Source organism: Bartonella sp. W8122 (genome assembly GCF_016102485.1).
Classification (GTDB): Bacteria; Pseudomonadota; Alphaproteobacteria; order Rhizobiales; family Rhizobiaceae; genus Bartonella; species Bartonella apihabitans.
Genome location: NZ_JACFOO010000001.1, coordinates 1,732,133 through 1,758,616, shown reverse-complemented (window position 1 = coordinate 1,758,616; position 26,484 = coordinate 1,732,133). Strand labels below are relative to the sequence as shown.

Sequence of the window (26,484 nt, the reverse complement as noted above, 5' to 3'; positions counted from 1 at the left end):
TAGTTTTGCCGTTCAATTCAAGAGTTCTGATATTGGTATACCATTTTTCCCGACACGTAGGTTTTTAGCACATGTCCTTGAAAACGTGCATTCTCGAACGGGGTATTTTTTGAACGAGAATGCAGCATATCAAGAGTTAAAACCCAAGGGTCGTCGAGATCAACCAATATGAAATCGGCAGCTTTTCCGGGTTTTAGACTGCCCGCGTCGATTTCCAGAATCTTTGCCGGATTGGTAGAGAGCAAAGCGGCAATTTTTATAAGTGATAACGATTGATCGTGATAGAGTCGCAAAGCGGCAGCAAGTAACGTCTCCATACCCACAGCACCGGCTTCTGCATCTTCGAAGGGTAAACGTTTTGTATCAGCACCTTGAGGATCATGGCTTGATACAATCATATCGATCGTTCCATCGCGGACAGCTTCAATCATAGCATGGCGATCATCTTCTGATCTGAGCGGCGGCGAAAGGCGGAAAAATGTCCGATATTCGCCAATGTCATTTTCATTCAATGTCAGATTATTGATTGATACTCCGGCTGTTACATTATTCAATTTCTGTTTTGCCTGACGCATGGCATCTGCCGACATTGCAGTGGACAATTCGGCTGCATGATAACGACACCCCGTCAAAGCGGCCAAACGCAAATCTCTTTCCAGCGGAATCACTTCCGCCTCTTTGGGAATACCCGCAAGGCCAAGCCAGCTTGAAAGCAGCCCTTCATTCATAACGCCTGTACCTGTCAGCCACTTGTCCTGCGTTTCGTGGATAATGAGCGCATCAAAGTCATGGGCGTAAGTCATGGCACGCCTGAGAACCAAAGAATTTTCGATTGTTTGATGACCGTCGGTAAAAGCGATGGCGCCGGATTCTTTTAAAAGACCGAATTCGGTCATTTCCTGACCGGCCAGTTGCTTTGTAATTGCCGCCGAAGGATAAACATGAACACAGGCATTATCGCGAGCGGTCTGTTTTACAAATTCGACAAGCGCTACGTCGTCAATGACCGGATGGGTGTCTGGCATCATAACAAAAGACGTAACGCCGCCCGCAGCCGCGGAATTGCTTGCCGAGCGGATCGTCTCGCGATGTTCGTTCCCGGGTTCGCCTACGTAAACGCGGGCATCAACCAGTCCTGGCAGGATTGCCTTTCCTTGGGCATCAAAAACCTCTGCCCCTTCAGGCGTTCCCTGATTTTGAGCATTAGCACCACAAGCTTTTATAATACCATCAACGACGATGAGCGTTCCTATTTCGTCTTTGTCACATGACGGATCAACGATACGGGCATTTTGGTAAACGATCGACTGCGTCATTGATTTTCTCCTTCGCTGCGACGCGGATCCAAAAGAGCCTCGATAACAGCCATTCTGACAGCAACTCCCATTTCAACTTGTGTGTGGATAACACTTTGCGGACCATCAGCAATGTCGGATGCAATTTCTACTCCCCGATTAATCGGTCCGGGATGCATAACAATACAATCTTTTTTTGCCAGTCCGAGTTTTTGTTTATCAAGCCCGAAAAAGCGGAAATATTCTCTAACGGAAGGAATAAACGCCCCCGACATGCGTTCGCGCTGCAGACGAAGCATCATAACAACATCTGCATCTTTTATGCCCTCCTGCATGTTTGTAAAAACATCCACACTCATATTGTCTATTTCATTGGGAAGAAGCGTTGTGGGGGCAACAGCACGCACACGAGCTCCTAGTGCATTGAGACTGAGGATATTGGAGCGGGCCACACGCGAATGCAAAATGTCGCCACAGATAGCCACAGTCAAACCATCGATTCGTCCTTTCGCACGCCGGATTGTCAAAGCGTCAAGCAACGCCTGTGTGGGGTGTTCATGGGCGCCGTCACCGGCATTGACTACCGAGCAACTCACTTTCTGTGCAAGCAATGCGGCCGCACCGCCGGATTTGTGCCGAATGACGAGAATATCGGGATGCATGGCATTTAACGTCATTGCTGTATCAATAAGCGTTTCGCCCTTTTTTACCGACGAATGGCTCACCGCCATATTCATCACGTCGGCTCCGAGCCTTTTTCCTGCAAGTTCGAATGAGGATTGTGTCCGGGTCGAATTTTCAAAAAAAAGATTAATTTGTGTTCGCCCGCGCATGGACGTTTTTTTCTTGTCAAGTTGTCGCGATATTGCGACATTGGCATCAGCACGGTCGATCAATGTTGTCAGGTCGTGCGCAGTCAGGCCTTTAATGCCTAAAAGATGCCGGTGGGGAAAAATGGGGAAAGATGTTGTTTGTGTCATGATGAAAATTTCCTGAAGAAACTGACTGACACTACAACAAGGCTTGCTTTTTATGCAATGTCTGATTTAACCGCACGAGAACTAAATGTGTTTATATGGTTTGATCTATATATTTGACTTGAAATGAAATTCGGGAAAAAATTGTGAGCACTTTGCCTAATCAGAATATGATGCGAAAAAATGCGTTCTTGGACGATGCGGTTTTGTTCCGTTTTTCGTCGCTCTTGCCGACGCCGTTGCTCGCGGGATTCGAGGAAATCGGTGCATTTGTTGCCAGTCGTGAGGCGCAAGATCTTGCAAGGTTGGCCAATATCCATCGCCCGATATTGAGACGGGAGAACGAATGGGGTGATGGCATACAACAATTGGAAACGCATCCTGCCTATCATGCGCTGCTACGTCGCTCACGTCAGGCAGGGCTTTGTTCTTCGTTGTGGGAGAATGGACCGGCTGAAAATGGTGTTCGCTACCAATCACGAGCCATCAGACTTTTTCTGATGGCCGGTCTTGAAACCGGACACTTAAATGAAATCACATCAACAAGCGCAGGTATTTCCGCTTTAATTGGCGAATCCGATCTATTTGCCAAATGGCAAAATGCTTTATTATCACGTCAACACGATTATTCTTCTCGTCCTGTTTCCGCAAAACGGTCGGCAATACTGACTTTCGCATGTGACGATATAAAGAATAACTTGCAAAATATCCCCCATGTTTCAACGGCAACGCGTATCTCCTTCGACTCGGCGAATGGACGTGATCTTTATCGCATCGACGCAGTTAAACAGTCCGTTTTAAATCCGATGTCGGACGGCTATTTCGTAACGGCGGAAGTAGGCGGCCAGAAATGTTGCTTTTTTATTTCCCGTTTTCTCGAAAATGGCACTTTGAACGGAGATCTTTCAGTAGATTTTCTTATCCATCGCGCCGGTGAATGTTCTGCCCCCGAAGGCCAAGTTACTTTCCACGACAGCCTTGGCTGGCTCATCGGTAAAATCGGTGAAGGAGATAAGGTCATAAGAGATGTCGAAACCATGACACGTTTTGACCAGGCGGTTATTTCGGCTGGTGTACTAAGAGCGGCGCTGCAAAGTGGCATACAGTTTTTCCGGCGCTTCAATCCAAGGCAGGTTTTGCCGCCTTTGACAGAACGGGTTTTTGCCGATTTGGCACTCGATGTCGTCGCTTCGCAATGTTTGGTGATGAGGCTTGCTCGTGCTTTTGATAGTGCCGCTTCAAATAGGGCGGAAGCTGCGTTTGCTCGTATCATGACGCCGATTGTAGCAATTCATATCAACGAATTGGTCGTTCCGGTTATCGGAGAAATTATAGCGCAAATGGGTGCACAGGCATTTATGTTTGATAGCCGCTTGGCGAGAATGCTTGTGGACGCTCCAATGCGCACGATAAAAGGAAACGGCGGAAATGACATTGTGGTTGATACCATCCGTTTAGGTGAAAGGGCGCCGGGACTTTTCCAAGGGCTGCTTGACCAGATCGGCCGTGATATTGGTGCTGCCGGTCCCAAAACTGTTGAAATATTACATGCAGCAGCTCAAGTTGCCATCAGCGACATTGGTGCCGGACGGCTATTTATCGAACAAATGGCTTATGCGGGTGCTGCTGCTGCCTTGCAACAGGCAGATATGCCCCATATCACTGCCGCCTATATTGAAAGTCGCCTTGGTGGGCAATGGCGTTCGTCTTACGGTATGCTGAGTGCGCGTCATCACGCCGGACATATATTGGATACGCTTTATCCCGCCGTTTGAGTTAAACCTTTATTTTAAAGTTCGAGCCAAACTTTGAAGCCTGTCGAGTGCTCCTTGTAAAATGAACGCGGCTGCCGCAGAATCAATTCTGACGGCACGTTTTGCACGCGAAACATCCATTTCGAGAAGACCACGTTCCGCTGCCACTGTTGATAGCCGCTCATCCCAGAACACAAAAGGAATCGGCGTCAAGCTGTTCATATTATGGACAAAAGCACGCGTTGCCTGAACGCGTGGGCCACTCGTGCCATCCATGTTTTTTGGAAGGCCGATAATTGCAACGCCAATGTTTTCTTCAAGAAAAATTTCCAGAAGCTCTTGAGCGTCAATAGAGAATTTTTTGCGTTTCAAGACGGGGCGAGGGGTGGCAAGACGCCAACCGAGATCGGATACAGCGATGCCTATCGTTTTTGTCCCCAAATCAAGGCCTATAATATTTTTGTCCTTAAGACCGAGATCAGGAATTTCAGTAATATCTATAACCGACATTGAGGCTCGCCTTTATGAAATATCCCGCTTCAATAAGCAGGTACTTGGCATTTTAGGATTTTGCGTTCAATATACGTTAAAAGATGGAACTTCCAATAAAAAACAAGGGTAGTGGCATGAAAATTACATGGCTCGGGCACGCAGCTTTTCGCGTTGAAGTTGGCAAAGCAGTTATTCTTATAGATCCTTTTTTGACTGGTAATCCGGCGGCAAAAGACCTCAATATCAAAAAGGCTGTCGAAGGTGTCACCCATATAGCCCTTACCCATGGTCATAGCGATCATGTCGGAGATACAGTTGCTATTGCAAAGGAAAAAAATGTACCGGTGACAGCAAATGCCGATCTCGCTGCCTGGCTTCAATCGCAAGGTGTGAAAAACGTCGTTCCCGGTAATGCCGGCGGTACACAGGCTCATGACGGCTATAGCATTACTTTTGTCAATGCCATTCATTCTTCTGCCATGCTCACCGAAAACGGGGTTTCGCAATGTCTTGGCAATCCGAACGGGCTGGTATTCCATTTTAATGATGCTCCGACACTCTATCATATGGGCGACACAGATATTTTTTCCGATATGCAGTTGATTAACGAATTGCATGAACCGGAAATCGGTATTGTGCCGGTTGGCGATTTCTTCACAATGGGGGGAGCTGTTGCAGCGCTCGCATGTCAACGCTATTTCCATTTCAAAACAGCGATACCTTGCCACTGGGGCACTTTTCCGGTTCTTGATCAAACGCCGGAACGTTTTGTTAGAGGCATGAAAGGAACAGAAACAACGGTTGCATTGCCAAAAGTCGGTGAGACGCTCAATTTCTGAGCGTCTTTTTTTGCTTGAATGTTCAGCCTCTATAGCTTCACTATCATACTTGAGAGCAGATGGTCGAATTTTTATTGACACTTATGATAGTGAATATTCCTTCTATGAGGTCAGCACAAAAGACTTTTCATTTTCTCTAAAAAACAGCGTTTTACCTTATTCTGGCAATATTCCAGAAAACCGATTATCCAAGTAAATATTTTTTCGGAGAAAACCACGATGAAAAAAAGCTTCGTAAAACTAGCTTTTTTACTTATTTTTCTAACTTATGGAACATCTGGAATGGCTCAAACAAAGGTCGTTGCTAAATCATTAAACGCGCCGACAGGCATTGCATTTAACAATCAAGGTGAAATGTTGGTTACCAACTGGTCCGGAAATTCCGTCGTTAAGATAACGACAGAAGGAAAGCAACAAGTTGTTTATTCCGGCATAAGCGCTCCAGCCGGCATTGTTGTTGATCATCGCGATAATATCTATGTTGCTTCCTATCAGGATAATTATATTTTAAAGATAGATAACATCGGTAATGCGTCAAAAATCGCGGGCGGTTTTCATACCCCCACAGGGATTGCTTGGTCAAATACAGGTGAGTTATTAGTCACCAATCGTTCATCAGGTGAAATAGTATCCGTCAATGTTGAATCCGGTGCAAAAAAGATAGTAGCATCAAAACTTGGCTTACCTGTTGGTGTAACACAATTGCCTAATGGCGATTTGGTCGTTTCGCAGTATAGCGGGAATTTGACGCATATTAATGCAGAAGGCGTTCATAAGCAGCTAGGTTCCAGCTTTAATCGACCTGGCGTGGGCATTGTGACTGTTTCTGACTGTTTGGTTGCTGTCGTTGATAATGGTGCAGGTGCTGTTCGACTGGTGAATGTTGATACAGGTGAAACAAAACTGCTCGCTAATAATTTGGATGGGGCTGTAGCTTTAGCCTATTTCAAGGACCATTATTATGTTGGAACTTGGAATGATGGCCAAATACGTGTTTTTGATTGATATCAAATTCTTAAAAATGAGCTTCAATCTTTACGAGCAAGATCAATACAATAAGGGTAATTATCCCGTCTTGATAATTCAATCGACACTCTCATTTCTGGTGCTTTTTGCTTGGGGTATGAATGCGAGAGACACACGAGGACTAAGTCACATTTAACTTGGCAAGGTTTTGGGCCATTGCCCCGTTTTCCACACAATTGGCCTGCGCATACGGGGCGTAAGTTACCCAACCCTAAACCATCAATTACCGCTTGGTTTGGAAGCTCTAGAGAGAAGAATTTGATAATGGATTCTACGCACCAAAAATAAGGATAATTCGCATTGGCAACGTGTATGTTGTGCGAGAGCTATCGCCGATTTTAGGTGGACTATATCTCTATTTTAAGAGCGCGATTCCATGTTATTCGAGCGTTTTTCCTGCTCTTGATCAGACATCCGAACAGCTCGTTCTTGGCGTTGACGATGGAAAAACGGTTGTAGACACACCAAAAGTCGGTGAAACGCTCAATTTCTGAACGTCTTTTCTTGCTCTTGGAGGCTTCGACCTGTATAGATTCATTAGAGAAAATGTCTTTCATACGGGATTTACCTAATGTCTGTAGATATTAAAACGGTCAAACGTGTTGCCCGTCTTTCGCGCATTGCTGTGAAAGATGACGAAGCAGAGCGTATGGCAAATGAGTTGAACGCTATTTTAGGATTTGTTGAGCAGCTTGACGAAGTGAATGTAGACAATGTCGAGCCGCTAACATCTGTGATTCCCATGACTTTGCGTACACGTGAAGATGTTGTCACCGACGGGAACAAAGCATCCGACATTGTCGCCAATGCACCTTTGAGCGAAGACAATTTCTTCCTCGTTCCTAAAGTTATCGAATAGCAATTTGAATATTTATTTTTGAGGCATGATATGACCGATTTGACGAAGCTGACAATTGCCGAGGCTCGTGACGCGCTCAAGAAGGGCGAATTCAAGGCAACAGAACTGGCGGATGCATATATTCATGCCATTGAAACATCCAATTCCGCTATTAATGCCTATGTATCGGTAACTGCCGATCATGCTCGGAAGATGGCCAAAGCCTCTGATGAAAAAATAGCGCAAAAGAAGGCAGGGGCGCTTGAAGGCATTCCTCTCGGTGTGAAAGATCTTTACGCAACTTATGATATCCACACCCAAGCCTGTTCCCATATCCTTGACAACTTCAAACCGAAATATGAGTCGACTGTAACCAGCAATCTATGGGCTGATGGCGCTGTTATGCTCGGCAAGCTCAATATGGACGAGTTCGCAATGGGATCGTCCAACGAAACATCCTATTATGGTCCTGTTGTCAATCCGTGGCGTGCCAAAGGTTCTAAGGAAAAGCTGGTGCCCGGTGGTTCTTCCGGTGGGTCGGCTGCTGCTGTTGCTGCTCATTTGTGCGCTGGTGCAACAGCCACCGATACTGGCGGTTCCATTCGTCAACCTGCCGCATTTACCGGTACTGTTGGCATCAAGCCCACCTATGGGCGTTGTTCTCGCTGGGGAATTATTGCTTTTGCTTCTTCACTTGATCAAGCTGGCCCCATTGGCCGCGACGTGCGCGATTGCGCTATTTTGTTGAAATCTATGGCTTCCTTCGACGAGAAAGATTCGACTTCCGTCGACATGCCCGTCCCCGACTATGAAGCGTCTATCGGAAAATCGGTCAAGGGCATGAAAATCGGTATTCCGAAGGAATATCAGGTTGACGGCATGTCGGAAGAGATAACGGCACTTTGGCAAAAAGGTATAGACTGGTTGAAAGAGGCGGGGGCTGAAATCGTCAATATTTCACTTCCTCACACCAAATATGCATTGCCGGCCTATTATATTGTTGCGCCAGCAGAAGCATCATCGAACCTTGCCCGTTATGACGGTGTGCGTTATGGACTTCGGGTGCCCGGTAAAGACATTATCGAAATGTATGAAAATACCCGTTCCGAGGGGTTCGGACACGAAGTCAAACGGCGTATACTCATCGGCACCTATGTTTTGTCGGCCGGTTACTATGATGCCTATTATCTTAAGGCACAAAAAGTGCGTACACTCATCAAACAGGATTTTGATAAATGTTTTGACGCCGGCGTTGATGCCGTTTTGACTCCGGCCACACCGACTGCGGCCTTCGGAATTGCAGATAAAAAATTGAAAAACGATCCTGTAGCTATGTATCTCAATGATATTTTTACGGTTACTGTGAATATGGCAGGGCTCCCCGGAATTTCATTACCGGCCGGACTTTCCAAGGATGGGCTACCCTTAGGTTTGCAACTTATTGGCAAGCCTTTCGGTGAGGAACAATTATTCCAGACAGCCAATATTATCGAACAGGCGGCTGGCAAGTTTTCTCCTGAAAAATGGTGGTAATCGATCGTTGATATCTGCTAATATCGGCAGTCACTAATAATTCCTCTTAACACGGCAAAAATTTTGCCGTGTTTTTTGTTTACTCAAGCATCACTCATGGAACGATGAATTTGAGGTTCGAGGGAATAAACGTGTAGCTGCATGGCGTTTCAAAGTTTATATCTGACGGACGTGATAAATTTTGGGATAACATAAATTTTAAAAAATACAAAAAACAATAGCTTAATATGAATTATTAAAATATTAGATTAATGAATTGAGACTCACGATTAAAGGGTCGGGGGGCGGTTCCAAGATCGTCGAATAAGGCCGGTAAAGAGGTTAGTCCGGGATTTTATAAACCGGACTGCGCACTTTAGAGCTTGTCGGCGTTTTACGAGCGATATAGTCTTCTTATATTTTATCGCTCAATATGGGGCTTAGGATATTTCACTTTGAGATCAAAGCTAATGCTTTAAAAAAATCACTTACACAACCGGTGAATGGCTTTCTGATATGGATAGCAAGCCGGATGAATAAAAGCGATAGGTAAATTATCCCTCAACATCGTCTCCGGATATTTCACAGTGCGAATTAAAACGTATGCTTTAAAAAATCATCTACACGATCATTGATCGACGTTTTTATACGGATAAAACAAACCGGATGACTAAAACCATAGGCGAATTATCTCTCGCAAAATATCGGAACAATTGCGAGCAGAGAGTCATTGCAAAATAAGCGGGATAAACCGACGGGATTGTTATCCCCCGAGATAGGCTGCTTTCACGCGCGGGTCTTTGAGCATGGTTTTGCCTTCACCTTCCAGTATGATTTTACCAACTTCCAGAATATAGGCATAATTGGCGACCGATAGTGCAGCAAACGCATTCTGTTCAATGAGCAGGACTGTTTTGCCCATCTCGTTGATTTTCCGGATAATAGAGAAAATTTCCTGAACGAGAATGGGGGCAAGACCCAATGACGGCTCGTCGAGCATGACAAGTTCGGGATTGCTCATAAGCGCTCTTCCAACCGCGAGCATTTGCTGCTCACCACCCGACATGGTTCCGCCCAATTGTTTTGACCTTTCTCTAAGCCTTGGGAAAAGATCAAAAATCCATTCGATATCCCGCTTGATACCGTCTTTATCCTTGCGAATATAGGCACCGAGTTCGAGATTTTCCAAAACGGTCAAATGCGGCATGATACGTCGCCCCTCAGGGCTTAAGGCAATTCCTTTTTTTAAAATTTCCTCCGGCTGTTTTCCGAGGATATTTTCACCTTTATAGAGGATTTCACCTGATACCGATTTGTTCAGTCCTGCTATCGAGCGAACCGTACTGCTTTTTCCGGCGCCATTTGCTCCGATCAATGTGACAATCGAGCCTGCCTTGATAGACATGGACAAGCCTTGCACAGCTTTGATTGCTCCATAATTTACACGAAGATCGTTAATCTCAAGAATGTTCATCAACTTCTCCGCCTAGATAGGCCTCGATAACTTTCGGATTATTGCGGATTTCTTCCGGTGTACCATTCGCAATAAGGGCACCATATTCCAATACCCAAATGTGGTTGCACAGACCCATAACAACACGCATATCATGCTCAATCAGCAAAATAGTGAGCTTGAACTCTTTTCTTATTCGTGAAATGAAATCACGCAATTCTTCACTTTCTTGAGGATTCATACCGGCAGCCGGTTCATCAAGAAGTAACAATTCCGGTTCGGTAGCCAAAGCCCGGGCAATTTCCAGACGCCTTTGAGCACCGTAGGGGAGTGCCGTTGCAGGCTGGTTGGCGAGATCAGCAAGGTGAACGCGATCCAAAAGGTCAAGCGCTTGTTCACAAATGTGCTTTTCTTCTCTCACTGCTGAGGGAATGAATAGGGCACTTGCAAACCACGGGCTTTTTTGGCGCACATGTGCGCCAACCATGACATTTTGTAAAACGGTTAATCCTGTAAACAAGCGGATGTTTTGAAAAGTGCGGGCGATATGACGTTTACAAACCACATTGGGGTGAAGGCCGGAGACTTTTTCCCCGTCAAAGGTAATTGTGCCGGTTGTCGGGGTATAAAAGCCAGAAATCATATTGAAAACAGTGGTCTTCCCCGCACCGTTGGGGCCAATAAGGCCGGCAATGCTGCCCCGTTCGATAGCAATGTTGATATCGTTAACAGCCGTTAGTCCGCCGAATCGCATAGTGACATGATCAAGTTTTAATATCGCGTCAGTCATGAACGGTCTCCGCTTCGGGCTTCAGAATTTTTCTTGAAAAAGCGATAAATACCGTTCCATGAAAATTCACGTGTTCCAAGCAAGCCGCTTCTCCAAAACAGAATAATTCCCATCAGCAATATCGAGAAAATAACCATTCTAAGCCCCGGAATTCCGGGAATATGAATGAAACCGAAATCGATTGGCTGCTCGACAATACGTAACCACTCCAACATTACCGTAATGATAACGCTACCAATAATACTACCGGTAATGGACCCGAGACCACCGGCCACGACAATCATCAAAATATTGAAAGTCAAAAGAAAGTTGAACATTTTCGGATCGATTGTCGAAATAAGTGCAGCAGTCAGCGCACCTCCGACACCGGCGAAAAACGCGCCGATTGTGAAAGATAATGTACGGTAGAAAAATGTGTTGACGCCCATAGTTTTGGCCGCAATTTCGTCATCACGGATGGCGCAAAGTGCATTTCCTGTATTGCTTTTTAAAAGGAGCACAATAAAGGCGACGGTGAAGGCGAGCCAACCGTAGTTCCACCATAAATTGGCATATTGCGGTATTCCTTTAATACCGAGCGAACCATTTGTAATCGGTGTGGCATTGGTAATGACAACGCGTATAATTTCGGCAAATCCAAGTGTTGCAATGCCAAGGTAATCACCGCCTAGTCTCAAAACAGGTATCGCAATGACGAGACCAAGAATCGCAGCGCAAATGCCGCCTAAAATCACAGCAAAGAAAAATGGTACTTGTAAATTTTGAAGTGGACCAAACATCGGCTGCAAAATCCACATCATCTGCTTTTGTTCAGGCGACAAAAGCAAGATAGCGCAAACATAAGCACCGATGGCCATAAAACCGGCATGACCCAATGAAAACATTCCGGTAAAACCATAAATAAGGTTGAGTGACACCGCCAGAATTGCATTGATCGCGATAAGGTTCAAAATACGCACAGTGTAAGCATCAAAATTACTCTGCGCATAAAACAAAAACGCTATAAGGCACGCAATCGAAATTAGTGAAAGTATGATTTGCGAGGATTTTGACATCAGATTTTTTCCTCACTTTTCTTACCCATAAGTCCTGTCGGCATAACAAGTAGGATCATGATGAGCATGATAAAGGCAAATGCATCACGGTAGCCCGAAAGCGACGGGAAAAATGCAATAATCATGATTTCTATGAAGCCCAAAAGCAGCCCGCCCAACATTGCTCCTTCAACCGAACCGATACCGCCAATAACCGCTGCAATGAAAGCCTTAAGCCCGGGAATGACCCCCATATAGGGGTTTATTTGCGGGTAACGTAGCGCCCACATAATACCGGCAATTGCTGCAAGTGCCGACCCCAGACCGAATGTAAAAGCGATAATTTTATCGACGGATACACCCATTAACCGCGTTGTTTCAATGTCACGTGAAATAGCGCGCATAGCCAGACCCGGTTTGGTTTTATTGATAATCCATAAAAGAAGAACAACAAGCACCAGCGAAACGATGGGGACGATCAGAGCCATTGGCACAATGCGGATGACCCCTTGGGCGCCCTCGCCAAGATGCCATTGAATGGGCGTTACAAGGAGTTCCGGTTGTTTTACGCTTTTTGGCACACCGGTAAATAGCACAGTTGCAAGGTTTTCGATAAGGAATGACATGCCGATTGCACTGATAAGCGCTGAAATACGGGGTGCATCACGCAAAGGACGGTAAGCGATACGATCGACCGCGATACCACCCGCACTGGTTACAAAGACAGCAAAACAAACGGCAAGCAGCCAGACAGGCGTAAAGTTCTGCGGGCTTATGAACGCATAATAAGCAAGCGCCAAAACCAGAATGATGAATAAAGCCGCCCAATAGGATTTTATCGGTTTTTTGAAACCGATAAAGACAGAATAATAAACGACAATTGCCAAAAGGAGGAGGAGTACCGCCGCCCATGCCGGCATAAAGCTGATTGTCGAGAAAAAAACAAAATAGGCACCAAGCATAAAAATATCGCCATGAGCGAAATTGATAAGTCGCAAAATGCCATAAACCATTGTGTATCCAATGGCTATTAATCCGTATAGTGCCCCTAACGCCAAAGCATTAAAGAAATGTTGAATGAACATTTCCGTGCTCATGTTTTAGCCTTCCTGATACTCTGATCCGTATTATTGAGAAAGCACATACACAACCAAATTGCTCCGGTCGAGTTTATTTCGACCGGATCGTTCATTAAAATGGATTTATCCCCTTATAATGCAGGTTTTACCTCACCGAGATAAACACGCTTTCCATCCTTGATTTCGATAACGCCGATCGGAATTTCTGGATTATGATTTTCATCCATTGTCATAGCACCGAACGGCGTCTCGAAGTCTTTCAGTTTTGCAAGTTCGGCTGTAATCGCTTCGCGGTCGCTGCTTCCGGCTTTTTCGATCGCATTCATAAACATCATATAGGAGGTATAGCCTAGAACCGCGTTAACATTCGGTTCTTTGTTAGGATAGGTCGCTCTCCATTCTTTGGTGAAGTTTGCAGCCGCCTCGGGCATATTCGGCATATTGGCGTCATAAGGGAAGGTTGTATGTAGGAAACCTTCGGCAGCGCTTCCGCCGATTGTCACTGTTTCGGGGTTGTCCATGGCGTCACCACCCATAATACGGAATGTCGCGCCAAGTTCGCGTGCCTGTTTCAGGATAATGGCCCCTTCGGCGAAATAGGCTGGAATGAATAATACATCCGGTTGTTCAGAAATAATCTGGGTGAGGGCAGCCGAAAAATCCTGATCACCCGAGTTATAATTCAGGTTCGCTACGACTTCGCCGCCAAGTTTTTTGAAGGAGCTGTCGAAAAAGTTTGCTAGCCCGATTGCGTAATCGTTAGAAACATCCTTCAAGATAGCTGCTTTTTTCGCGTGTAATGTATTAAAAGCATATGTTGCTGCTCCGGCGCCCTGATAAGGGTCAATGAAACAGGCGCGGAAATAATATTTTTTCCCTTGGGTGACGAGCGGGTTTGTAGCCGATGTTGCAATTGCCGGAGTTTTCGCAGGCTCTGAAACCTCGCCACCGGCAAGCGCGAGCGACGAACCATAAGTTCCGATAATCCCGTTGACTTTATCGGAAGCTGTAAGTCTCATGACCGCATTGGCTGCCTCGACTTTGTCGGATTTGTTATCGACAACGACAAGTTCTACTTTGCGTCCGAGCACTTCGGGCTTGATTTTGTTGGCAAGTTGAACACCTTCAAGCTCGAGTTGGCCGCCAAAAGCGTTTTGTCCAGTCAGCGGAAGAAACACTCCTATTTTAATTGGTTCGTCGGCAACAGCACTGAAATTCAGTGCTGTGACAGCGATCGCGGTCGCAATTAATTGTTTGAAAGCCATAATGATTTATCCCTCTCTTTTTTCAGAATGAATTTATTATAATAAAACTTCATAATATGAACGGGTTTCCTGCACAAGTTACGAAGCCAAAATCCATCTATATTTATAAAACGCAAGAATAGCTTTACCAAGTTCCAGTATTGTTCATAGAAGCCCACGGTTCCTGGGGCGCGAGTTTTTCGCCTTTTTGCAATAATTCGATGGATATGTCGTCAGGGGATTTTATAAAAGCCATATGTCCGTCGCGCGGTGGCCGATTAATAACGATTCCCTGTTCCGATAAATGTTTGCAAGTTTCGTAGATATTGTCCACTTCATAAGCCAGATGGCCGAAATTGCGCCCGCCGTGATAGTCTTCCTTATCCCAGTTATAGGTAAGCTCGAGTTCCGGAGAATGCTTATTTTTGGCCGAATCCATGTCATCGGGCGCAGCCAGATAGATAAGGGTAAAACGCCCTTTTTCATTTTCGATGCGGCGGGTTTCCGTTAGTCCGAATACGGTGCAATAGAAATGGAGTGATTGTTCGAGGTCTTTAACCCGAACCATAGTGTGTAGGTAACGCATTTTGTTTCTCACTTTCTCTGGTCAAAAAATTTTAACGGTTTTTGAAGTCGATGTGAATATCGCAATCGATGTAAAAATGGTTGAAAAAGATTTCTTGCGATTGCGCTTCTACTATTTGGGGAAATCTTGTTAAGGGGACTTGCGCCACTAGGACCGAGCTATATTAACTGGTCGTAAAGAGAATCATACGTGATTAATTACTATTAATAGGACTGTAAGAATTATGGCGAGTGACGAAATATTGGAAGGCTTCCTTCCATCTCAAGATAGTTCTGAAACAGCAGCAACGGATGTTGTCGAAATAAGTGGCAGCATCAAATGGTTCGATGTAAGCAAAGGTTATGGTTTCATCGTTCCGGATATTGCCGGTGTTCCGGATATCCTTCTTCATGTGACTGTAATGAGACGTGACGGTTTCCATACAGCGCTCGAAGGTGCGCGTGTTGTTTGCATGGTCAAGAAAGGCGAACGTGGCTTGCAATGCATTCAGGTTAAATCGATAGACCTTTCTACTGCTGTCCACCCTTCGGAATTGCCTGCACGTACCCATGTCGTGGTGTCACCGGAAAGCGGCTTGGAACGCGCAATTGTGAAATGGTTCAATCGGGAGAAGGGATTTGGCTTTCTGACGCGGGGTGAAGGGACGGAAGATATTTTCATCCATATGGAAACCTTGCGGCGTTTTGGCCTTGCCGAATTACGTCCCGGTCAGGTTGTTCTGGTACGTTATGGACGGGGTGAAAAAGGCCTTATGGCTGCGGAAATCCATCCGGATATTGCTATACCATTCCCTACACATTAGAATTTTATTTTTCTGGTAACATATTTTTTCAAAATTATAGCTTTTAAAAGACTCGCAAGTTTTTTGGGGAGTTTCCTTTCATGAAGAGTTTGATTGCGGGTTTTATCTTTTTGTTATTTACGATGGGGCAAGGGGTATATGCTCAAGAACCAATGCGTTTACCTGTTGACAGAGCGCCCCTCGTTATCATCACAGACAGTGGTAAAATCTCTTATAATGTCGAAGTTGCCAAGACACCGGAAGAGAATGAAGCCGGACTAATGTATAGGGCGGATTTTCCTTCCGATAGAGCTATGTTATTCGTTTTTCCGGACATTCGCATTGTGACAATGTGGATGGCAAATACACCGTTACCGCTCGATATGGTGTTCCTCGATGACAAGGGAATCATTGTATCGATTGCAGAAAATGCGGTACCATACTCAACAAAAATTGTTTCATCACATGTGGCGGCTGCCTTTACAATCGAACTTAATGCTGGTGAAGTCCGAAAAAACGACATAAAGATTGGTCAAAAAGTCGTTCATCCGGCTATATGTGGTGAATGTAAAGTGGATTAGACATGAGTGCAGAAGACGTACAATATTTCCATCATGACGGATTCAAACTTGCTTATCGGGAAGAGGGGGTCGGTGAACCGGTTTTATTAATCCACGGTTTTGCCTCGTCTTCATATGTTAATTGGTATGCACCGGGGTGGTTTCGTGCGCTGAATGAGGCCGGCTATCGGGTTATAGCGATTGATAACCGTGGACACGGTTTTTCCGATAAGAGCCATGATCCTGCTGTTTATACGCCACAAGCAATGGCAGGAGATGCTGTAGCACTTCTTGATCATCTAAAAATCAAAAAGGCTCAAATCATGGGCTATTCCATGGGGGCAAGAATCACAGCCTATATGTCTATTCTCTATCCCGATTATGTTAATAGCGCTATTTTCGGTGGGCTCGGTATTGGCATGGTGACCGGTGCAGGAAACTGGGAACCCGTGGCGGAAGCACTTTTGGCAGAAGATATTTCGAAGATTACCAATAAACGGGGGCTGATGTTCAGAAAGTTCGCTGACAGGACGAAAAGCGACAGGAAAGCACTTGCAGCTTGTGTCATTACCTCAAAACAGGAATTGACAGCTGCCGAAGTCCACTCGATAAAACAACCGGCATTGGTAGCTGTTGGAACTCTGGACGAGATATCGGGCGAAGCTGAACCTCTTGTGGCTTTGCTGCCCCATGGAGAAGCTTTAATAATTCCGAACAGAGATCACATGTTGGCAGTTGGTGATCCTGTCTATAAAAAGGGTGTCATTAATTTTTTGGCACGATATCCCATTGCTTGACAATGAGCATAGACAGGGCAAACATTTTGCCCGCAAAAGAGAAGGGTAAGAAAATTGCCTTGCTGTGAACAAAAGGTGGAAGCTATTGACCCCGCCTTACTTTTTAACAATATCAAACAAGAAGCAATGGAGGCGTTGGAACAGGATCCTGCTTTAGGTGAATTTTTCCAACATGCCATCCTTGATCGTGCCAATTTATCGGAAATGATCGCCGGTCGGGTTGCTGCACGGCTTTGGACGCGCGAACTCAATGAAGAATTATTGTCGCAAATATTTGTCGAACAAATTGATACGATGGATCATCTGGAAGATATTATCACCAGTGATATATCCGCAGTGTTCCATCGTGATCCGGCGTGCAACCGTTTTATGGAGCCGGTGCTTTACCTGAAAGGTTTTTTGGCTATTGAGGCTCATCGTTTTGCTCATAATCTATGGCTCAAAGGCAGAAAAGATCTCGCTCTATTTTTACAGGGGCGGTCGTCATCGGTATTCCAGACAGATATTCATCCGGCAGCCCGGATAGGCAAGGGTATTTTTTTAGACCACGCAACAGGTCTTGTTGTTGGAGAAACAGCAATCATTGGCGACAATGTTTCCATGTTGCAGGATGTGACGTTGGGCGGAACAGGCAAAGAGTCGGGCGATCGGCATCCTAAAATCGGTCACGGTGTTCTGATTGGTGCGGGTGCAAAAATTCTTGGCAATATTACGGTTGGAGATTGCGCAAAGATTGCAGCTTGTTCTGTTGTTCTAAAACCAGTTGCGGCCTATAGTACCGTGGCTGGTGTGCCGGCAAAAGTGGTTGGAAAAATAGCTGATAACGAACCGGCACTAAGCATGGATCAGTCAATTAATGAGTGAAATGAAAGACCCGCGTCTTTACAGAAGCGAGGTTGTACCTTATCTGGCATTTTGTTTAACGATGGCAATTTTTAGGAGATCGCTGTGAAGCCTGATGAAATCAAGAAACTTGACGGCTACTTTAAGCGCAAATTTCAAAACCGGTCACTGCAAGTAAAACCCAGACCCCGTAAAGATGATTCTTGTGAGCTTTATCTTGACGATGAGTTTCTCGGGGTGATTTACCGCGACGAGGATGAAGGCGAATTGTCTTACAATTTTTCGATGGCAATTCTTGATATCGATCTCGACGAATAGTCGAGATATTGATCGTTAAAATCCTCGCAACCCGATAATTTTTTTGCATAAAGCCGCTGACATTCGTTAGCGGCTTGTTTTATTTTTGTTCAGAGAAGTTTCTTTGCACGAAAGCTCACATAACCATTGCGTGCGATGATGATATGATCATGGACTGTTATGCCCAAGGCATTTGCAACATCTTTGATCATATGCGTCATCGAGATGTCGTCGCGAGAAGGCGACGGATCGCCTGAGGGATGATTGTGAACAAGAATAAGTGCCGATGCAGAAAGTTGTAACGCACGTTTGACCACTTCCCTTGGGTAGACAGGTGTGTGATCTATAGTGCCAATTTGCTGGATTTCATCAGCAATCAATCCATTTTTCTTGTCGAGAAAAAGGACACGGAATTGCTCCCTTGTTTCATGGGCCATAGCTGCTTTGCAATAGCCAAGAACCTTATCCCACGAAGAAAAAATATCCCGTTTGCGTAATTCCGCACGGTTTACACGTTCGGCTATACCCGAAAGGATTTTTAAATCCCGTGCTACAGAAGGACCACATCCGGGAACTTCCTGCAAAAGTCCAATATCGGCACCGAGTACATCGGCGAGACTGCCAAACCGGTTCAACAGGGCCTTGGCTAATGGCTTCGTATCTGCGCGCGGAATCGAACGAAATAACAAGAGTTCCAGGTATTCATAATCAGGAAAACCGACACCGTGGGTTTCGAAATAACGATGACGCAATCGTTCACGGTGTCCTTTATTCTCTGCAATGAGGTTATCTTTCGATAAATCCGGCTTTCGACCGGAGAGTCCGGGCGTTAACGCAAAGGACGCTTCTTCGGAAAACGCATTTTCATCCGGATTCTTGGCCATGATATGAGGTTCCCGCTCATGAATGTGTTACGGGAACGTAGTAAGTATTATTTTGTGAAAGAGTGAAAATTTCACAACCGTCTTTTGTGACTGCCATTGTGTGCTCGTATTGTGCGGAAAGTGATCTGTCACGAGTGACAGCGGTCCAGCCATCATTAAGGATTTTCACACCAGGCTTTCCAAGATTGATCATTGGTTCAATCGTGAAAATCATTCCCTCGCGTAATTCTGGTCCTTCACCGGGATTTCCGTAATGAAGGATATTCGGTGCATCATGGAATATAAGTCCTACACCATGGCCGCAAAAATCACGTACGACAGAACAACGCTCCGACTCGGCGTAACGCTGGATTGCAGCGCCAATGTCACCGACAGTAGCGCCCGGTTTAACTGCCGCAATCCCGCGCATGAGCGATTCGTGCGTGACTTCGAGTAAACGTTCTGAAGCTCTTTTTATCGGACCAACAGGATACATACGACTGGTGTCACCATGCCATCCGTCTTTGATAAATGTTACGTCGACATTCACAATATCACCGGCATGAAGTTGTTTGTTTTCCGGAATTCCATGGCAAACAACATGATTGATCGATGTACAGCAGGATTTTGTGTAACCACGATAATTCAGATCGGCAGGCAGAGCATCACGATCGGCACCAAATGCGAACACAAAATCATCAATTTCCTGAGTGGTTACTCCCGGTTTGACGATGTCGACGAGTGCATCGAGACATTCTGCTGCGATCCGCCCAATTTTACGCATTCCAATGAAGGCTTCTTCATCGTAAATACGAATTTGTCCGGTGTATTTTACAGGTGCATTTTTATAATTGACGTAACTAACCATTTGCCTAACTATTTCTATCTTTTGATATGACAGGCACATTGAACAACTTTAATTGCATGTCATATCACAAGCGATATTCCGATCTTCTATTTCAAACAAGCCTTCGTGAGACTGGTAGATACTAATCTTACCGAAGGTGAATTCAAAGCAGCATGTTACCACTAAATCATAACAAGCATAATCTGTGATCGATATGATTGCACGTTATTTATCGGAATAATAAAGCCGAGGGCCGCTAAGATAACGTCTTTTTTACCGATGAAAAATTTACGTCAATTCCGGCGGCTCCCTGCAAAACCGGCTAAAATCCAAGAAAAAAGTTGTTTAGGGATGCTGGACTCAAACCGGAAAAAATATCATTGACGCATTGAAGTCTTAGTCATCAAGTCATTTGACAGGTTGAACAAAATGTCAACAAGGACCGCCAAAGGGATTAAAAAATATATTTTAGGACATCAAAAACGGAATTAGAAAATCAAAAATGGTACCGAGACAACGTTTGCGGGAAGAAATCATCCGTCGGGCAAAACTCTATTATCGGTAGTGTGAAACGATATTGATAATAAGACACGGAATATTTTAACCGGATATGAACATCCAGACAGGCAATTGTCCTGAAAAAAGTTAGAGAATTGCCAGAACGTCGCTAATGGTCATATTGGCGCAAAGAACCATGATTGTTGTGATAATAGCAACTGCTGTTAGTGTGATTGTTGTTTTAATTTCAATGTTCATTTTCTCGTCCCCCATAGCCACAGGTTCAATAAAAATTTATATCATCTGCAAAAATGACCGGATTTAGGCATGAAAAAGGCAATTTGTCGTTCTTTTCGAGATCAAGGTTAATGTTTGGTTGAGGTTCTGTGAAAGACGCATTAAAACGCATCAAAAATAAAAGAAGAAATGAAATGGCTGGAACAGATAGGAAAAGAGAAAATATGACGGGTGGTCCCGTTATTGTACTTGTCGAACCACAATTGCCGGAAAATATTGGTATGGTGGCACGCGCTATGGCGAATTTTGGTCTTTCCGAATTGCGGCTTGTCAACCCACGGGAAGAGTTTCCAAACGAGAAAGCTATAGCCACTGCCAGCAAAGCAGATCACATCATCAACGGTGCTCAAGTATTCGATAGTTTGCGGGAGGCAATTTCTGACATAAACTTTGTCTTTGCTACGACCGCCCGCGAGCGTGATGGTTTCAAACCGGTAAGGAGCGCAGTAGAAGCGGCAGATGCTATGCGGATAAAGGAAAATTCGGGACAGCATACTGCCATTTTATTCGGTCGGGAAAGATGGGGGTTGAATAATGATGAAATCAGTCTGTCTGACGAAATTGTGACATTTCCTGTCAATCCTGCATTTGCTTCTCTGAATATTGCTCAGGCGGTTTTGCTCATGTCATATGAATGGATGAAATCCGGTTTGGAACGGGAAACTGACACCGCATTTCGTAACAAGGAAATGGAACCGGCGCATAAAGCCACGCTCTACGGCCTTTTCGAACAATTGGAAGAAGCGTTGGATGTTCGCGGGTATTTCCGACCGAAAGAGCGCAAAGAGATCATGGTGGAGAACTTACGTTCGGTTCTCACTCGTGCAGCATTCAGCGAGCCGGAAATACGCCTGTTAAGGGGGGTTGTTTCTTCTCTCGATCATTTTTCACCCAAACTGCCGCGCGGGGCGGGGGCGCCGGACCATCGTAAACGGACAAAGGAAAATAGTAATTAAAATGACAGAACGGCCTATACTGTTTTTCGACAGTGGCATCGGCGGGCTTACAGTATTGCGCGAGACGCGTATTTTTATTCCCGATCGAAAATTTATCTATATCGCAGACGATGCTGCTTTTCCGTATGGGAATTGGGAAGAAGATGAGCTCAAATCCCATATTATTGACCTGTTTGCAAAGTTATTGAATCTTTATAATCCGATTCTTTGCATTGTCGCCTGCAACACCGCATCCACTCTGGTTTTAAAGGATTTGCGTCGTGCCCATCCTGATGTGCCTTTTATCGGAACAGTCCCTGCGATAAAACCTGCCGCCGAACAAACACGTTCAGGTTTGATATCGGTTCTTGCAACACCGGGAACTGTCAAACGTGCCTATACGCATGAACTCATTTCCTCTTTCGCTTCCAAGTGTCACGTCAGACTCGTGGGAAGCGCCAAATTGGCCGGTTTTGCGGAAGATTATTTAAGAAGAAAGCCGGTTGATCGCGCATCTCTGAAACAAGAGATAGCGCCGTGCTTTGTCGAGAAAGACGGCCATCACACCGACATTGTTGTACTTGCTTGTACACATTATCCATTTCTGGTCAATCTGTTTCGCAAAAATGCAAAGTGGCCGGTTGACTGGATAGATCCTGCAGAAGCAGTAGCAAAACGTGCATTATCTTTGCTTCCGGATGCCGACCAAGTCCAGACTCTGACGGAACATCTTGATCTTGCCCATTTTACTTCCGGCAGGACCGACTATGCGACAAACAGATTGCTTCATGGATTCGGTTTGCGTTTGACGCCACTTGGTCAAGAATGAAGATTTAATTTCAAAATCGGGATACCACATAATTTCGGTGTTTAATCGAGGACCAAGATACAAGATCGTATCCTTTAGGACTGGCTTCGATAAATTGAAGAAAGGGCAAGCGTAGGGCTCTAACGGATTGCAGCTAATTTACGTCGACAACCGAACCGGTTTAAACTTTTTAACCTGCATTCAGGCGCATTTTTCGACCCTAAAATTGTTTTTGGAACGAAATTTACAAACTTCGTTTTGTATCGTGCCAAAAATCGCTGAAAATAGGCGTTGTTTTTCAACCTATATCGGTCTGTCCGCTTGACTTCGAATGTTAATTTCATTAAAGAACCTCACAAGTTTTTTCGGTAGACGATAAAGCTTTAACCGACGTGTCCCGTGGACATTTGCGCAAAGCGTGCGCGATTTGTCCTGTCAGTTCATGAATTTTTATGGGCAGAGGAGGGCGCGTTTCCCGGAAACAAAAAATATTGTTTCGATATTGAATTTTAAGGAAATGCGATGAGCAAGCGCGAAACTACGAAATATAAAATTGACCGCCGCATGGGCGAAAACATTTGGGGGCGTCCGAAGTCTCCGGTTAACCGCCGTGAATATGGTCCGGGTCAACATGGTCAACGCCGTAAAGGCAAGCTTTCCGATTATGGCACCCAATTGCGCGCCAAGCAGAAACTGAAAGGTTTCTATGGTGATATTTCGGAAAAACAATTCCACCGCATTTACGAAGAAGCTGGCCGTCGTCGTGGTGACACAGGCGAAAACTTGATCGGTCTTCTCGAATCACGCCTTGATGCAATTGTTTATCGTGCAAAATTTGTTCCGACAATCTTTGCTGCCCGTCAGTTCATCAATCATGGTCATGTGAATGTGAATGGTCGTCGCACCAACATTCAATCTTATCGTTGCAAGCCCGGTGATGTAATTGAAGTTCGCGAAAAGTCGAAACAATTGGCACTTGTTCTTGAAGCAACCCAGTTGCCGGAACGCGATGTTCCCGATTACATTGAAGCCGATCACACCAAGATGAAGGCAACCTACACACGTATTCCGGCTTTTGCCGATGTTCCATATGCTGTTCAGATGGAACCAAATCTGGTTGTCGAATTTTATTCACGTTAATTGTGAAGCAAATTTTCGGTTTATGCAGGGAGCCCATCGGCTCCCTGTTTTTGTTTTAGAACATTTTTGAAGGAAGGTGAAATGGTTGCACTGAATGATATCGACGATAATGTTGATGGTTGTCATCCGCTATTTCGTGATGCTCCTTCAACTGTTGAATTCAATAAGCTCAGAAAACGTTTGTTGCGGCATATGCGTCAGGCGTTGGATGACTTTTCGATGATTAAACCGGGGCAGAAATGGCTCGTCGCTTTGTCTGGTGGCAAAGATTCTTATGGATTGCTTGCCCTTCTCCTTGATCTGAAATGGCGCGGCCTATTGCCGGTTGATATTTTGGCTTGCAATCTCGATCAGGGGCAACCCGGATTTCCAAAAAATGTTTTACCGGATTTTTTGAAACACTATGGAATTCCCTTCAGGATTGAATATCAGGACACTTATTCGATAGTCACTGAAAAATTGGACAATAGCCAGACTTATTGCTCGCTCTGCTCAAGATTAAGGCGGGGCAATCTGTACCGGATTGCGCGCGAAGAGGGCTGCTCGGCTTTGGTTCTCGGGCACCATCGTGACGATGTTCTGGAAACGTTTTTCATGAATCTTTTTCACGGCGGACGTTTGGCTGCCATGCCGGGCAAGCTGGTAAATGACGAGGGAGATATGCTGGTTTTGCGGCCGCTTGTCTATGCAGCGGAAGAAGATCTCGCAAAATTTGCCGAAGCCATGCAGTTCCCGATTATTCCGTGCAACCTTTGTGGCAGTCAGGACGGTCTTCAGCGCAATGCAATGAAACATATGCTGAATGATATTGAAAAGAAAATGCCCGGTCGAAAAGACACGATGATACGTGCATTGACAAATGTTCGTCCAAGCCACTTGTTGGACAAGAAGCTTTTCGATTTCAGTGGTCTTTAAGTATGTTTTTATTCCACTCCTTAACACTTATCTTTCGGTTATGGAGCCGGCGGAAAATAAAGATCGAATAGGTCTTTTTCCGACATAAGACAATAAAACTATCCGGCTTTAATATGTTGGAACAGGGATAGTTTTATTTGCTTTTAAGAAACAACTGAAAGCCAATTCTGAAACAGCAGAAGACAAGCGGTTCTATCGTAAGTTTGTGATGTTGTCCGGTATAGCGGGCTCAATCTTTGTCTGAATTCATGAGCGTTACATGAGATCTATGGCGGGCTCCGGAAAATAGCCTTCCTTTTTCGGCTATCAGTATCAATATGATTGCGCCACATGAAAGCAGAAAAAAACCTCCTGCAATCGGAATTGTCGTACCGTCAAATTTTTGCGCTATAATAAATCCCAGTCCTGCACCGATAATCGTTTGCAGAAAGCCGAATACCGAGGAAGCAGTTCCTGCAACCTTTCCGAGTGGTTCCATGGCAAGCGAGTTGAAATTGGCACCTAATCCACCATAGGAAAACATGATGATGATAAGCAGCACCATGAAATATATGAATGGAGTGGATCCTCCTGCAGAGATCGAGCCGATAAACCAGATCAATGATGCGAAACAAAAAATCAACAACAGAGAATGGGAAATTTTTCGCATTCCGAAGCGGCCCACAAATAGCGAGTTCAGAAAAGCGGAAAGGGCCTGAAAAGCGGCGACAAGAGCAAAAGCCGCAGGAAACCACGGACCAAGATGATAAATTCCATCATAAATCTGTTGTGAGGTGTTAAGGGTGCAAAATAACCCCCCGAGCGCCATCGAAAATGCCAACGTATAGCAAAGAGAAACGCGATTTGAGAGGACCATCACAAGGCTTTCTCCAACAGACGAGAAGGTTAGAGGACGTTCCTCATACAAAGTTTCGGGCAAGCGAAAATAAACCCAGAAAGCGATAAGGGTACCGGCTAATGCCATAAAGAGAAAGATGAATTGCCAATGACCGAAAACCATAATTGCTTGCCCAATTGCCGGCGCAACAACCGGAACGATCATGAAGACCATCATGACAATGGACATAACTTCAGCCATTTGGCGACCGCCATATATGTCACGCACAACGGAAACTGTGAGAACGCGGGTTGCCGCCGCTCCGATTCCCTGAATAGCCCGCAATATCAATAACCATGCAAAACTTGGAGCAAAGGCACAGGCTGCGGATGAAAGTGAATAAAATATCAAACCGGCTATGATAGGCTTGCGCCGGCCGAAGCGGTCGCTGATCGGCCCGAATATCAATTGCGATAATCCGAAGCCGACGAGATAAGAAAAAATAATATAATGTTGGTCATTTTCCCCTGACATCCGGAGACTATGGGACATGTCAGTCATTGCCGGCAACATAATGTCAATGGCTATTGCATTGGTCGCCATAAGTGTTGCGATCATGACTATAAATTCTTTATAGCCAAGATTTGCCTTTACCGCATCTATGTGCTGTTGTTCGCTCGAATTATGTGACATGGGGTCCCTATAACAAAAGTGCCGATCATAAGACCGGCACAATGATTAAAATGGCAATAGTCCTGATATGATTTAGGCAGTTTTAACAGCTATGCCTTTCTCTTCAAGCAAATTCTGCAATTCACCGTTCTGGAACATTTCACGGATGATATCACAGCCGCCAACGAATTCTCCCTTTACATAAAGTTGCGGGATGGTTGGCCAATTGGAATAGTCTTTAATTGCTTGGCGTAATTCGTCCGAAGTCAATACATTGACGCCTTTGTAGTCAAGTCCGAGATAATCCAGAATTTGTACCACTTGTCCAGAAAAACCACACTGGGGAAAACCGGGAGTGCCTTTCATAAACAGCACAATGTCATTGGATTTGACTTCGTTATCAATAAAATCGCGGGCAGCGGTCATTTCTTTTCCTTCCGTTTAAGCCAGTTAAGGCTATCGAAAAATCGAGTTATATGTATGGTTAAAAAGGGA

27 protein-coding genes are annotated in these 26,484 nt (G+C 45.0%); 14 read left to right on the top strand and 13 right to left on the bottom strand.

What is annotated here, in order from left to right; translation table 11 throughout:
• Positions 1-17: 17 nt before the first annotated feature.
• Together H3S83_RS07675 and H3S83_RS07670 are read right to left on the bottom strand one after the other, a co-directional pair.
• Positions 18-1,316, bottom strand: coding sequence for a dihydroorotase (locus H3S83_RS07675; protein WP_198239336.1), 1,299 nt, complete (start codon positions 1,314-1,316; stop codon positions 18-20).
• Entirely contained in the window at positions 1,313-2,275 is a 963-nt protein-coding gene (locus tag H3S83_RS07670) for an aspartate carbamoyltransferase catalytic subunit (RefSeq protein ID WP_077971677.1), read from the bottom strand. Before H3S83_RS07670 ends, H3S83_RS07675 begins: the two co-directional genes overlap by 4 nt.
• A gap of 143 nt (positions 2,276-2,418) precedes the next feature.
• Here H3S83_RS07670 and H3S83_RS07665 point away from each other — a divergent pair, with 143 nt between their 5' ends.
• Positions 2,419-4,047: an acyl-CoA dehydrogenase family protein gene (locus tag H3S83_RS07665; protein WP_198239335.1), complete on the top strand. Its 1,629-nt coding sequence runs from the start codon at positions 2,419-2,421 to the stop codon at positions 4,045-4,047.
• Positions 4,048-4,056: 9 nt separating this feature from the next.
• Here the strand turns inward: H3S83_RS07665 and ruvX are convergent, their stop codons facing one another.
• A complete protein-coding gene (gene ruvX, locus H3S83_RS07660) occupies positions 4,057-4,536 on the bottom strand; it encodes a Holliday junction resolvase RuvX (RefSeq protein WP_198239334.1) in 480 nt (159 codons plus the stop codon).
• Between the two features lie 116 nt (positions 4,537-4,652).
• On the opposite strand from ruvX, the gene H3S83_RS07655 reads away from it, so the two are divergent.
• From H3S83_RS07655 to gatA, 4 genes are all read left to right on the top strand, one after another.
• A complete protein-coding gene (locus tag H3S83_RS07655) occupies positions 4,653-5,357 on the top strand; it encodes a metal-dependent hydrolase (RefSeq protein WP_198239333.1) in 705 nt (234 codons plus the stop codon).
• A gap of 219 nt (positions 5,358-5,576) precedes the next feature.
• Complete coding sequence (locus H3S83_RS07650; protein ID WP_198239332.1) at positions 5,577-6,362, top strand: hypothetical protein; 786 nt, start codon at positions 5,577-5,579, stop codon at positions 6,360-6,362.
• Positions 6,363-6,954: 592 nt separating this feature from the next.
• Positions 6,955-7,242: an Asp-tRNA(Asn)/Glu-tRNA(Gln) amidotransferase subunit GatC gene (gene gatC / locus H3S83_RS07645; RefSeq protein ID WP_077971667.1), complete on the top strand. Its 288-nt coding sequence runs from the start codon at positions 6,955-6,957 to the stop codon at positions 7,240-7,242.
• A 30-nt stretch (positions 7,243-7,272) separates the two neighbouring features.
• Positions 7,273-8,754, top strand: coding sequence for an Asp-tRNA(Asn)/Glu-tRNA(Gln) amidotransferase subunit GatA (gene gatA, locus H3S83_RS07640; protein WP_198239331.1), 1,482 nt, complete (start codon positions 7,273-7,275; stop codon positions 8,752-8,754).
• A 742-nt stretch (positions 8,755-9,496) separates the two neighbouring features.
• Here the strand turns inward: gatA and H3S83_RS07635 are convergent.
• From H3S83_RS07635 to H3S83_RS07610, 6 genes are all read right to left on the bottom strand, one after another.
• Entirely contained in the window at positions 9,497-10,207 is a 711-nt protein-coding gene (locus H3S83_RS07635) for an ABC transporter ATP-binding protein (protein WP_077971665.1), read from the bottom strand.
• A complete protein-coding gene (locus H3S83_RS07630) occupies positions 10,194-10,976 on the bottom strand; it encodes an ABC transporter ATP-binding protein (RefSeq protein WP_198239330.1) in 783 nt (260 codons plus the stop codon). Before H3S83_RS07630 ends, H3S83_RS07635 begins: the two co-directional genes overlap by 14 nt.
• Positions 10,973-12,031 carry a branched-chain amino acid ABC transporter permease gene (locus H3S83_RS07625; protein WP_198232664.1) on the bottom strand — a complete coding sequence of 353 codons (1,059 nt, stop codon included), beginning with the start codon at positions 12,029-12,031 and terminating at the stop codon, positions 10,973-10,975. Before H3S83_RS07625 ends, H3S83_RS07630 begins: the two co-directional genes overlap by 4 nt.
• Positions 12,031-13,107 carry a branched-chain amino acid ABC transporter permease gene (locus H3S83_RS07620; protein ID WP_078039589.1) on the bottom strand — a complete coding sequence of 359 codons (1,077 nt, stop codon included), beginning with the start codon at positions 13,105-13,107 and terminating at the stop codon, positions 12,031-12,033. The genes H3S83_RS07625 and H3S83_RS07620 overlap by 1 nt, the downstream gene beginning before the upstream one ends.
• Positions 13,108-13,220: 113 nt before the next feature.
• Entirely contained in the window at positions 13,221-14,354 is a 1,134-nt protein-coding gene (locus H3S83_RS07615; protein ID WP_078039588.1) for an ABC transporter substrate-binding protein, read from the bottom strand.
• A gap of 124 nt (positions 14,355-14,478) precedes the next feature.
• A complete protein-coding gene (locus H3S83_RS07610) occupies positions 14,479-14,919 on the bottom strand; it encodes a VOC family protein (RefSeq protein ID WP_198224490.1) in 441 nt (146 codons plus the stop codon).
• Between the two features lie 223 nt (positions 14,920-15,142).
• Between H3S83_RS07610 and H3S83_RS07605 the strand changes: the two genes are divergently transcribed.
• The 5 genes from H3S83_RS07605 to H3S83_RS07585 all read left to right on the top strand — a co-directional run bounded on the left by H3S83_RS07605 (position 15,143) and on the right by H3S83_RS07585 (position 18,218).
• On the top strand, positions 15,143-15,721 hold the full coding sequence (locus tag H3S83_RS07605) for a cold-shock protein (protein WP_077971657.1): 579 nt from the start codon (positions 15,143-15,145) through the stop codon (positions 15,719-15,721).
• A gap of 80 nt (positions 15,722-15,801) precedes the next feature.
• A complete protein-coding gene (locus H3S83_RS07600; protein WP_198239329.1) occupies positions 15,802-16,281 on the top strand; it encodes a DUF192 domain-containing protein in 480 nt (159 codons plus the stop codon).
• Between the two features lie 2 nt (positions 16,282-16,283).
• Positions 16,284-17,057, top strand: coding sequence for an alpha/beta fold hydrolase (locus H3S83_RS07595; protein WP_198239328.1), 774 nt, complete (start codon positions 16,284-16,286; stop codon positions 17,055-17,057).
• A gap of 54 nt (positions 17,058-17,111) precedes the next feature.
• Entirely contained in the window at positions 17,112-17,921 is an 810-nt protein-coding gene (cysE, locus tag H3S83_RS07590) for a serine O-acetyltransferase (RefSeq protein WP_246741725.1), read from the top strand.
• Between the two features lie 84 nt (positions 17,922-18,005).
• Entirely contained in the window at positions 18,006-18,218 is a 213-nt protein-coding gene (locus H3S83_RS07585; protein ID WP_077971651.1) for a DUF3126 family protein, read from the top strand.
• 89 nt (positions 18,219-18,307) lie between these two features.
• On the opposite strand, the gene radC is transcribed toward H3S83_RS07585, so the two are convergent.
• Together radC and map are read right to left on the bottom strand one after the other, a co-directional pair.
• Positions 18,308-19,081 carry a DNA repair protein RadC gene (gene radC, locus H3S83_RS07580; RefSeq protein ID WP_077971649.1) on the bottom strand — a complete coding sequence of 258 codons (774 nt, stop codon included), beginning with the start codon at positions 19,079-19,081 and terminating at the stop codon, positions 18,308-18,310.
• Positions 19,082-19,097: 16 nt separating this feature from the next.
• Entirely contained in the window at positions 19,098-19,928 is an 831-nt protein-coding gene (map, locus tag H3S83_RS07575) for a type I methionyl aminopeptidase (protein WP_077971647.1), read from the bottom strand.
• A 908-nt stretch (positions 19,929-20,836) separates the two neighbouring features.
• Here map and H3S83_RS07570 point away from each other — a divergent pair.
• The 4 genes from H3S83_RS07570 to ttcA all read left to right on the top strand — a co-directional run bounded on the left by H3S83_RS07570 (position 20,837) and on the right by ttcA (position 24,500).
• Positions 20,837-21,658: an RNA methyltransferase gene (locus tag H3S83_RS07570; protein ID WP_198239327.1), complete on the top strand. Its 822-nt coding sequence runs from the start codon at positions 20,837-20,839 to the stop codon at positions 21,656-21,658.
• 1 nt (position 21,659) lies between these two features.
• Positions 21,660-22,466 carry a glutamate racemase gene (murI, locus tag H3S83_RS07565; protein ID WP_078039584.1) on the top strand — a complete coding sequence of 269 codons (807 nt, stop codon included), beginning with the start codon at positions 21,660-21,662 and terminating at the stop codon, positions 22,464-22,466.
• Between the two features lie 501 nt (positions 22,467-22,967).
• Positions 22,968-23,585, top strand: a complete 618-nt coding sequence (gene rpsD, locus H3S83_RS07560) for a 30S ribosomal protein S4 (protein WP_075870585.1) — start codon at positions 22,968-22,970, stop codon at positions 23,583-23,585.
• Between the two features lie 81 nt (positions 23,586-23,666).
• Positions 23,667-24,500 carry a tRNA 2-thiocytidine(32) synthetase TtcA gene (ttcA, locus tag H3S83_RS07555; RefSeq protein ID WP_198239326.1) on the top strand — a complete coding sequence of 278 codons (834 nt, stop codon included), beginning with the start codon at positions 23,667-23,669 and terminating at the stop codon, positions 24,498-24,500.
• Positions 24,501-24,729: 229 nt separating this feature from the next.
• Here the strand turns inward: ttcA and H3S83_RS07550 are convergent, their stop codons facing one another.
• Both H3S83_RS07550 and grxD read right to left on the bottom strand, forming a co-directional pair.
• Positions 24,730-26,010, bottom strand: coding sequence for a multidrug effflux MFS transporter (locus H3S83_RS07550; protein ID WP_198239325.1), 1,281 nt, complete (start codon positions 26,008-26,010; stop codon positions 24,730-24,732).
• Between the two features lie 72 nt (positions 26,011-26,082).
• Positions 26,083-26,415, bottom strand: coding sequence for a Grx4 family monothiol glutaredoxin (gene grxD / locus H3S83_RS07545; RefSeq protein ID WP_077971641.1), 333 nt, complete (start codon positions 26,413-26,415; stop codon positions 26,083-26,085).
• Positions 26,416-26,484: the final 69 nt, after the last annotated feature.

Coding starts and splice junctions, on each gene's coding strand:
- H3S83_RS07675 (WP_198239336.1), bottom strand. CDS start 1,316: ATGACGCAGTCGATCGTTTACCAAAATGCCCGTATCGTTGATCCGTCA.
- H3S83_RS07670 (WP_077971677.1), bottom strand. CDS start 2,275: ATGACACAAACAACATCTTTCCCCATTTTTCCCCACCGGCATCTTTTA.
- ruvX (WP_198239334.1), bottom strand. CDS start 4,536: ATGTCGGTTATAGATATTACTGAAATTCCTGATCTCGGTCTTAAGGAC.
- H3S83_RS07655 (WP_198239333.1), top strand. CDS start 4,653: ATGAAAATTACATGGCTCGGGCACGCAGCTTTTCGCGTTGAAGTTGGC.
- H3S83_RS07650 (WP_198239332.1), top strand. CDS start 5,577: ATGAAAAAAAGCTTCGTAAAACTAGCTTTTTTACTTATTTTTCTAACT.
- gatC (WP_077971667.1), top strand. CDS start 6,955: ATGTCTGTAGATATTAAAACGGTCAAACGTGTTGCCCGTCTTTCGCGC.
- gatA (WP_198239331.1), top strand. CDS start 7,273: ATGACCGATTTGACGAAGCTGACAATTGCCGAGGCTCGTGACGCGCTC.
- H3S83_RS07635 (WP_077971665.1), bottom strand. CDS start 10,207: ATGAACATTCTTGAGATTAACGATCTTCGTGTAAATTATGGAGCAATC.
- H3S83_RS07630 (WP_198239330.1), bottom strand. CDS start 10,976: ATGACTGACGCGATATTAAAACTTGATCATGTCACTATGCGATTCGGC.
- H3S83_RS07625 (WP_198232664.1), bottom strand. CDS start 12,031: ATGTCAAAATCCTCGCAAATCATACTTTCACTAATTTCGATTGCGTGC.
- H3S83_RS07620 (WP_078039589.1), bottom strand. CDS start 13,107: ATGAGCACGGAAATGTTCATTCAACATTTCTTTAATGCTTTGGCGTTA.
- H3S83_RS07615 (WP_078039588.1), bottom strand. CDS start 14,354: ATGGCTTTCAAACAATTAATTGCGACCGCGATCGCTGTCACAGCACTG.
- H3S83_RS07610 (WP_198224490.1), bottom strand. CDS start 14,919: ATGCGTTACCTACACACTATGGTTCGGGTTAAAGACCTCGAACAATCA.
- H3S83_RS07605 (WP_077971657.1), top strand. CDS start 15,143: ATGGCGAGTGACGAAATATTGGAAGGCTTCCTTCCATCTCAAGATAGT.
- H3S83_RS07600 (WP_198239329.1), top strand. CDS start 15,802: ATGAAGAGTTTGATTGCGGGTTTTATCTTTTTGTTATTTACGATGGGG.
- H3S83_RS07595 (WP_198239328.1), top strand. CDS start 16,284: ATGAGTGCAGAAGACGTACAATATTTCCATCATGACGGATTCAAACTT.
- radC (WP_077971649.1), bottom strand. CDS start 19,081: ATGGCCAAGAATCCGGATGAAAATGCGTTTTCCGAAGAAGCGTCCTTT.
- map (WP_077971647.1), bottom strand. CDS start 19,928: ATGGTTAGTTACGTCAATTATAAAAATGCACCTGTAAAATACACCGGA.
- H3S83_RS07570 (WP_198239327.1), top strand. CDS start 20,837: ATGGCTGGAACAGATAGGAAAAGAGAAAATATGACGGGTGGTCCCGTT.
- murI (WP_078039584.1), top strand. CDS start 21,660: ATGACAGAACGGCCTATACTGTTTTTCGACAGTGGCATCGGCGGGCTT.
- rpsD (WP_075870585.1), top strand. CDS start 22,968: ATGAGCAAGCGCGAAACTACGAAATATAAAATTGACCGCCGCATGGGC.
- ttcA (WP_198239326.1), top strand. CDS start 23,667: ATGGTTGCACTGAATGATATCGACGATAATGTTGATGGTTGTCATCCG.
- H3S83_RS07550 (WP_198239325.1), bottom strand. CDS start 26,010: ATGTCACATAATTCGAGCGAACAACAGCACATAGATGCGGTAAAGGCA.
- grxD (WP_077971641.1), bottom strand. CDS start 26,415: ATGACCGCTGCCCGCGATTTTATTGATAACGAAGTCAAATCCAATGAC.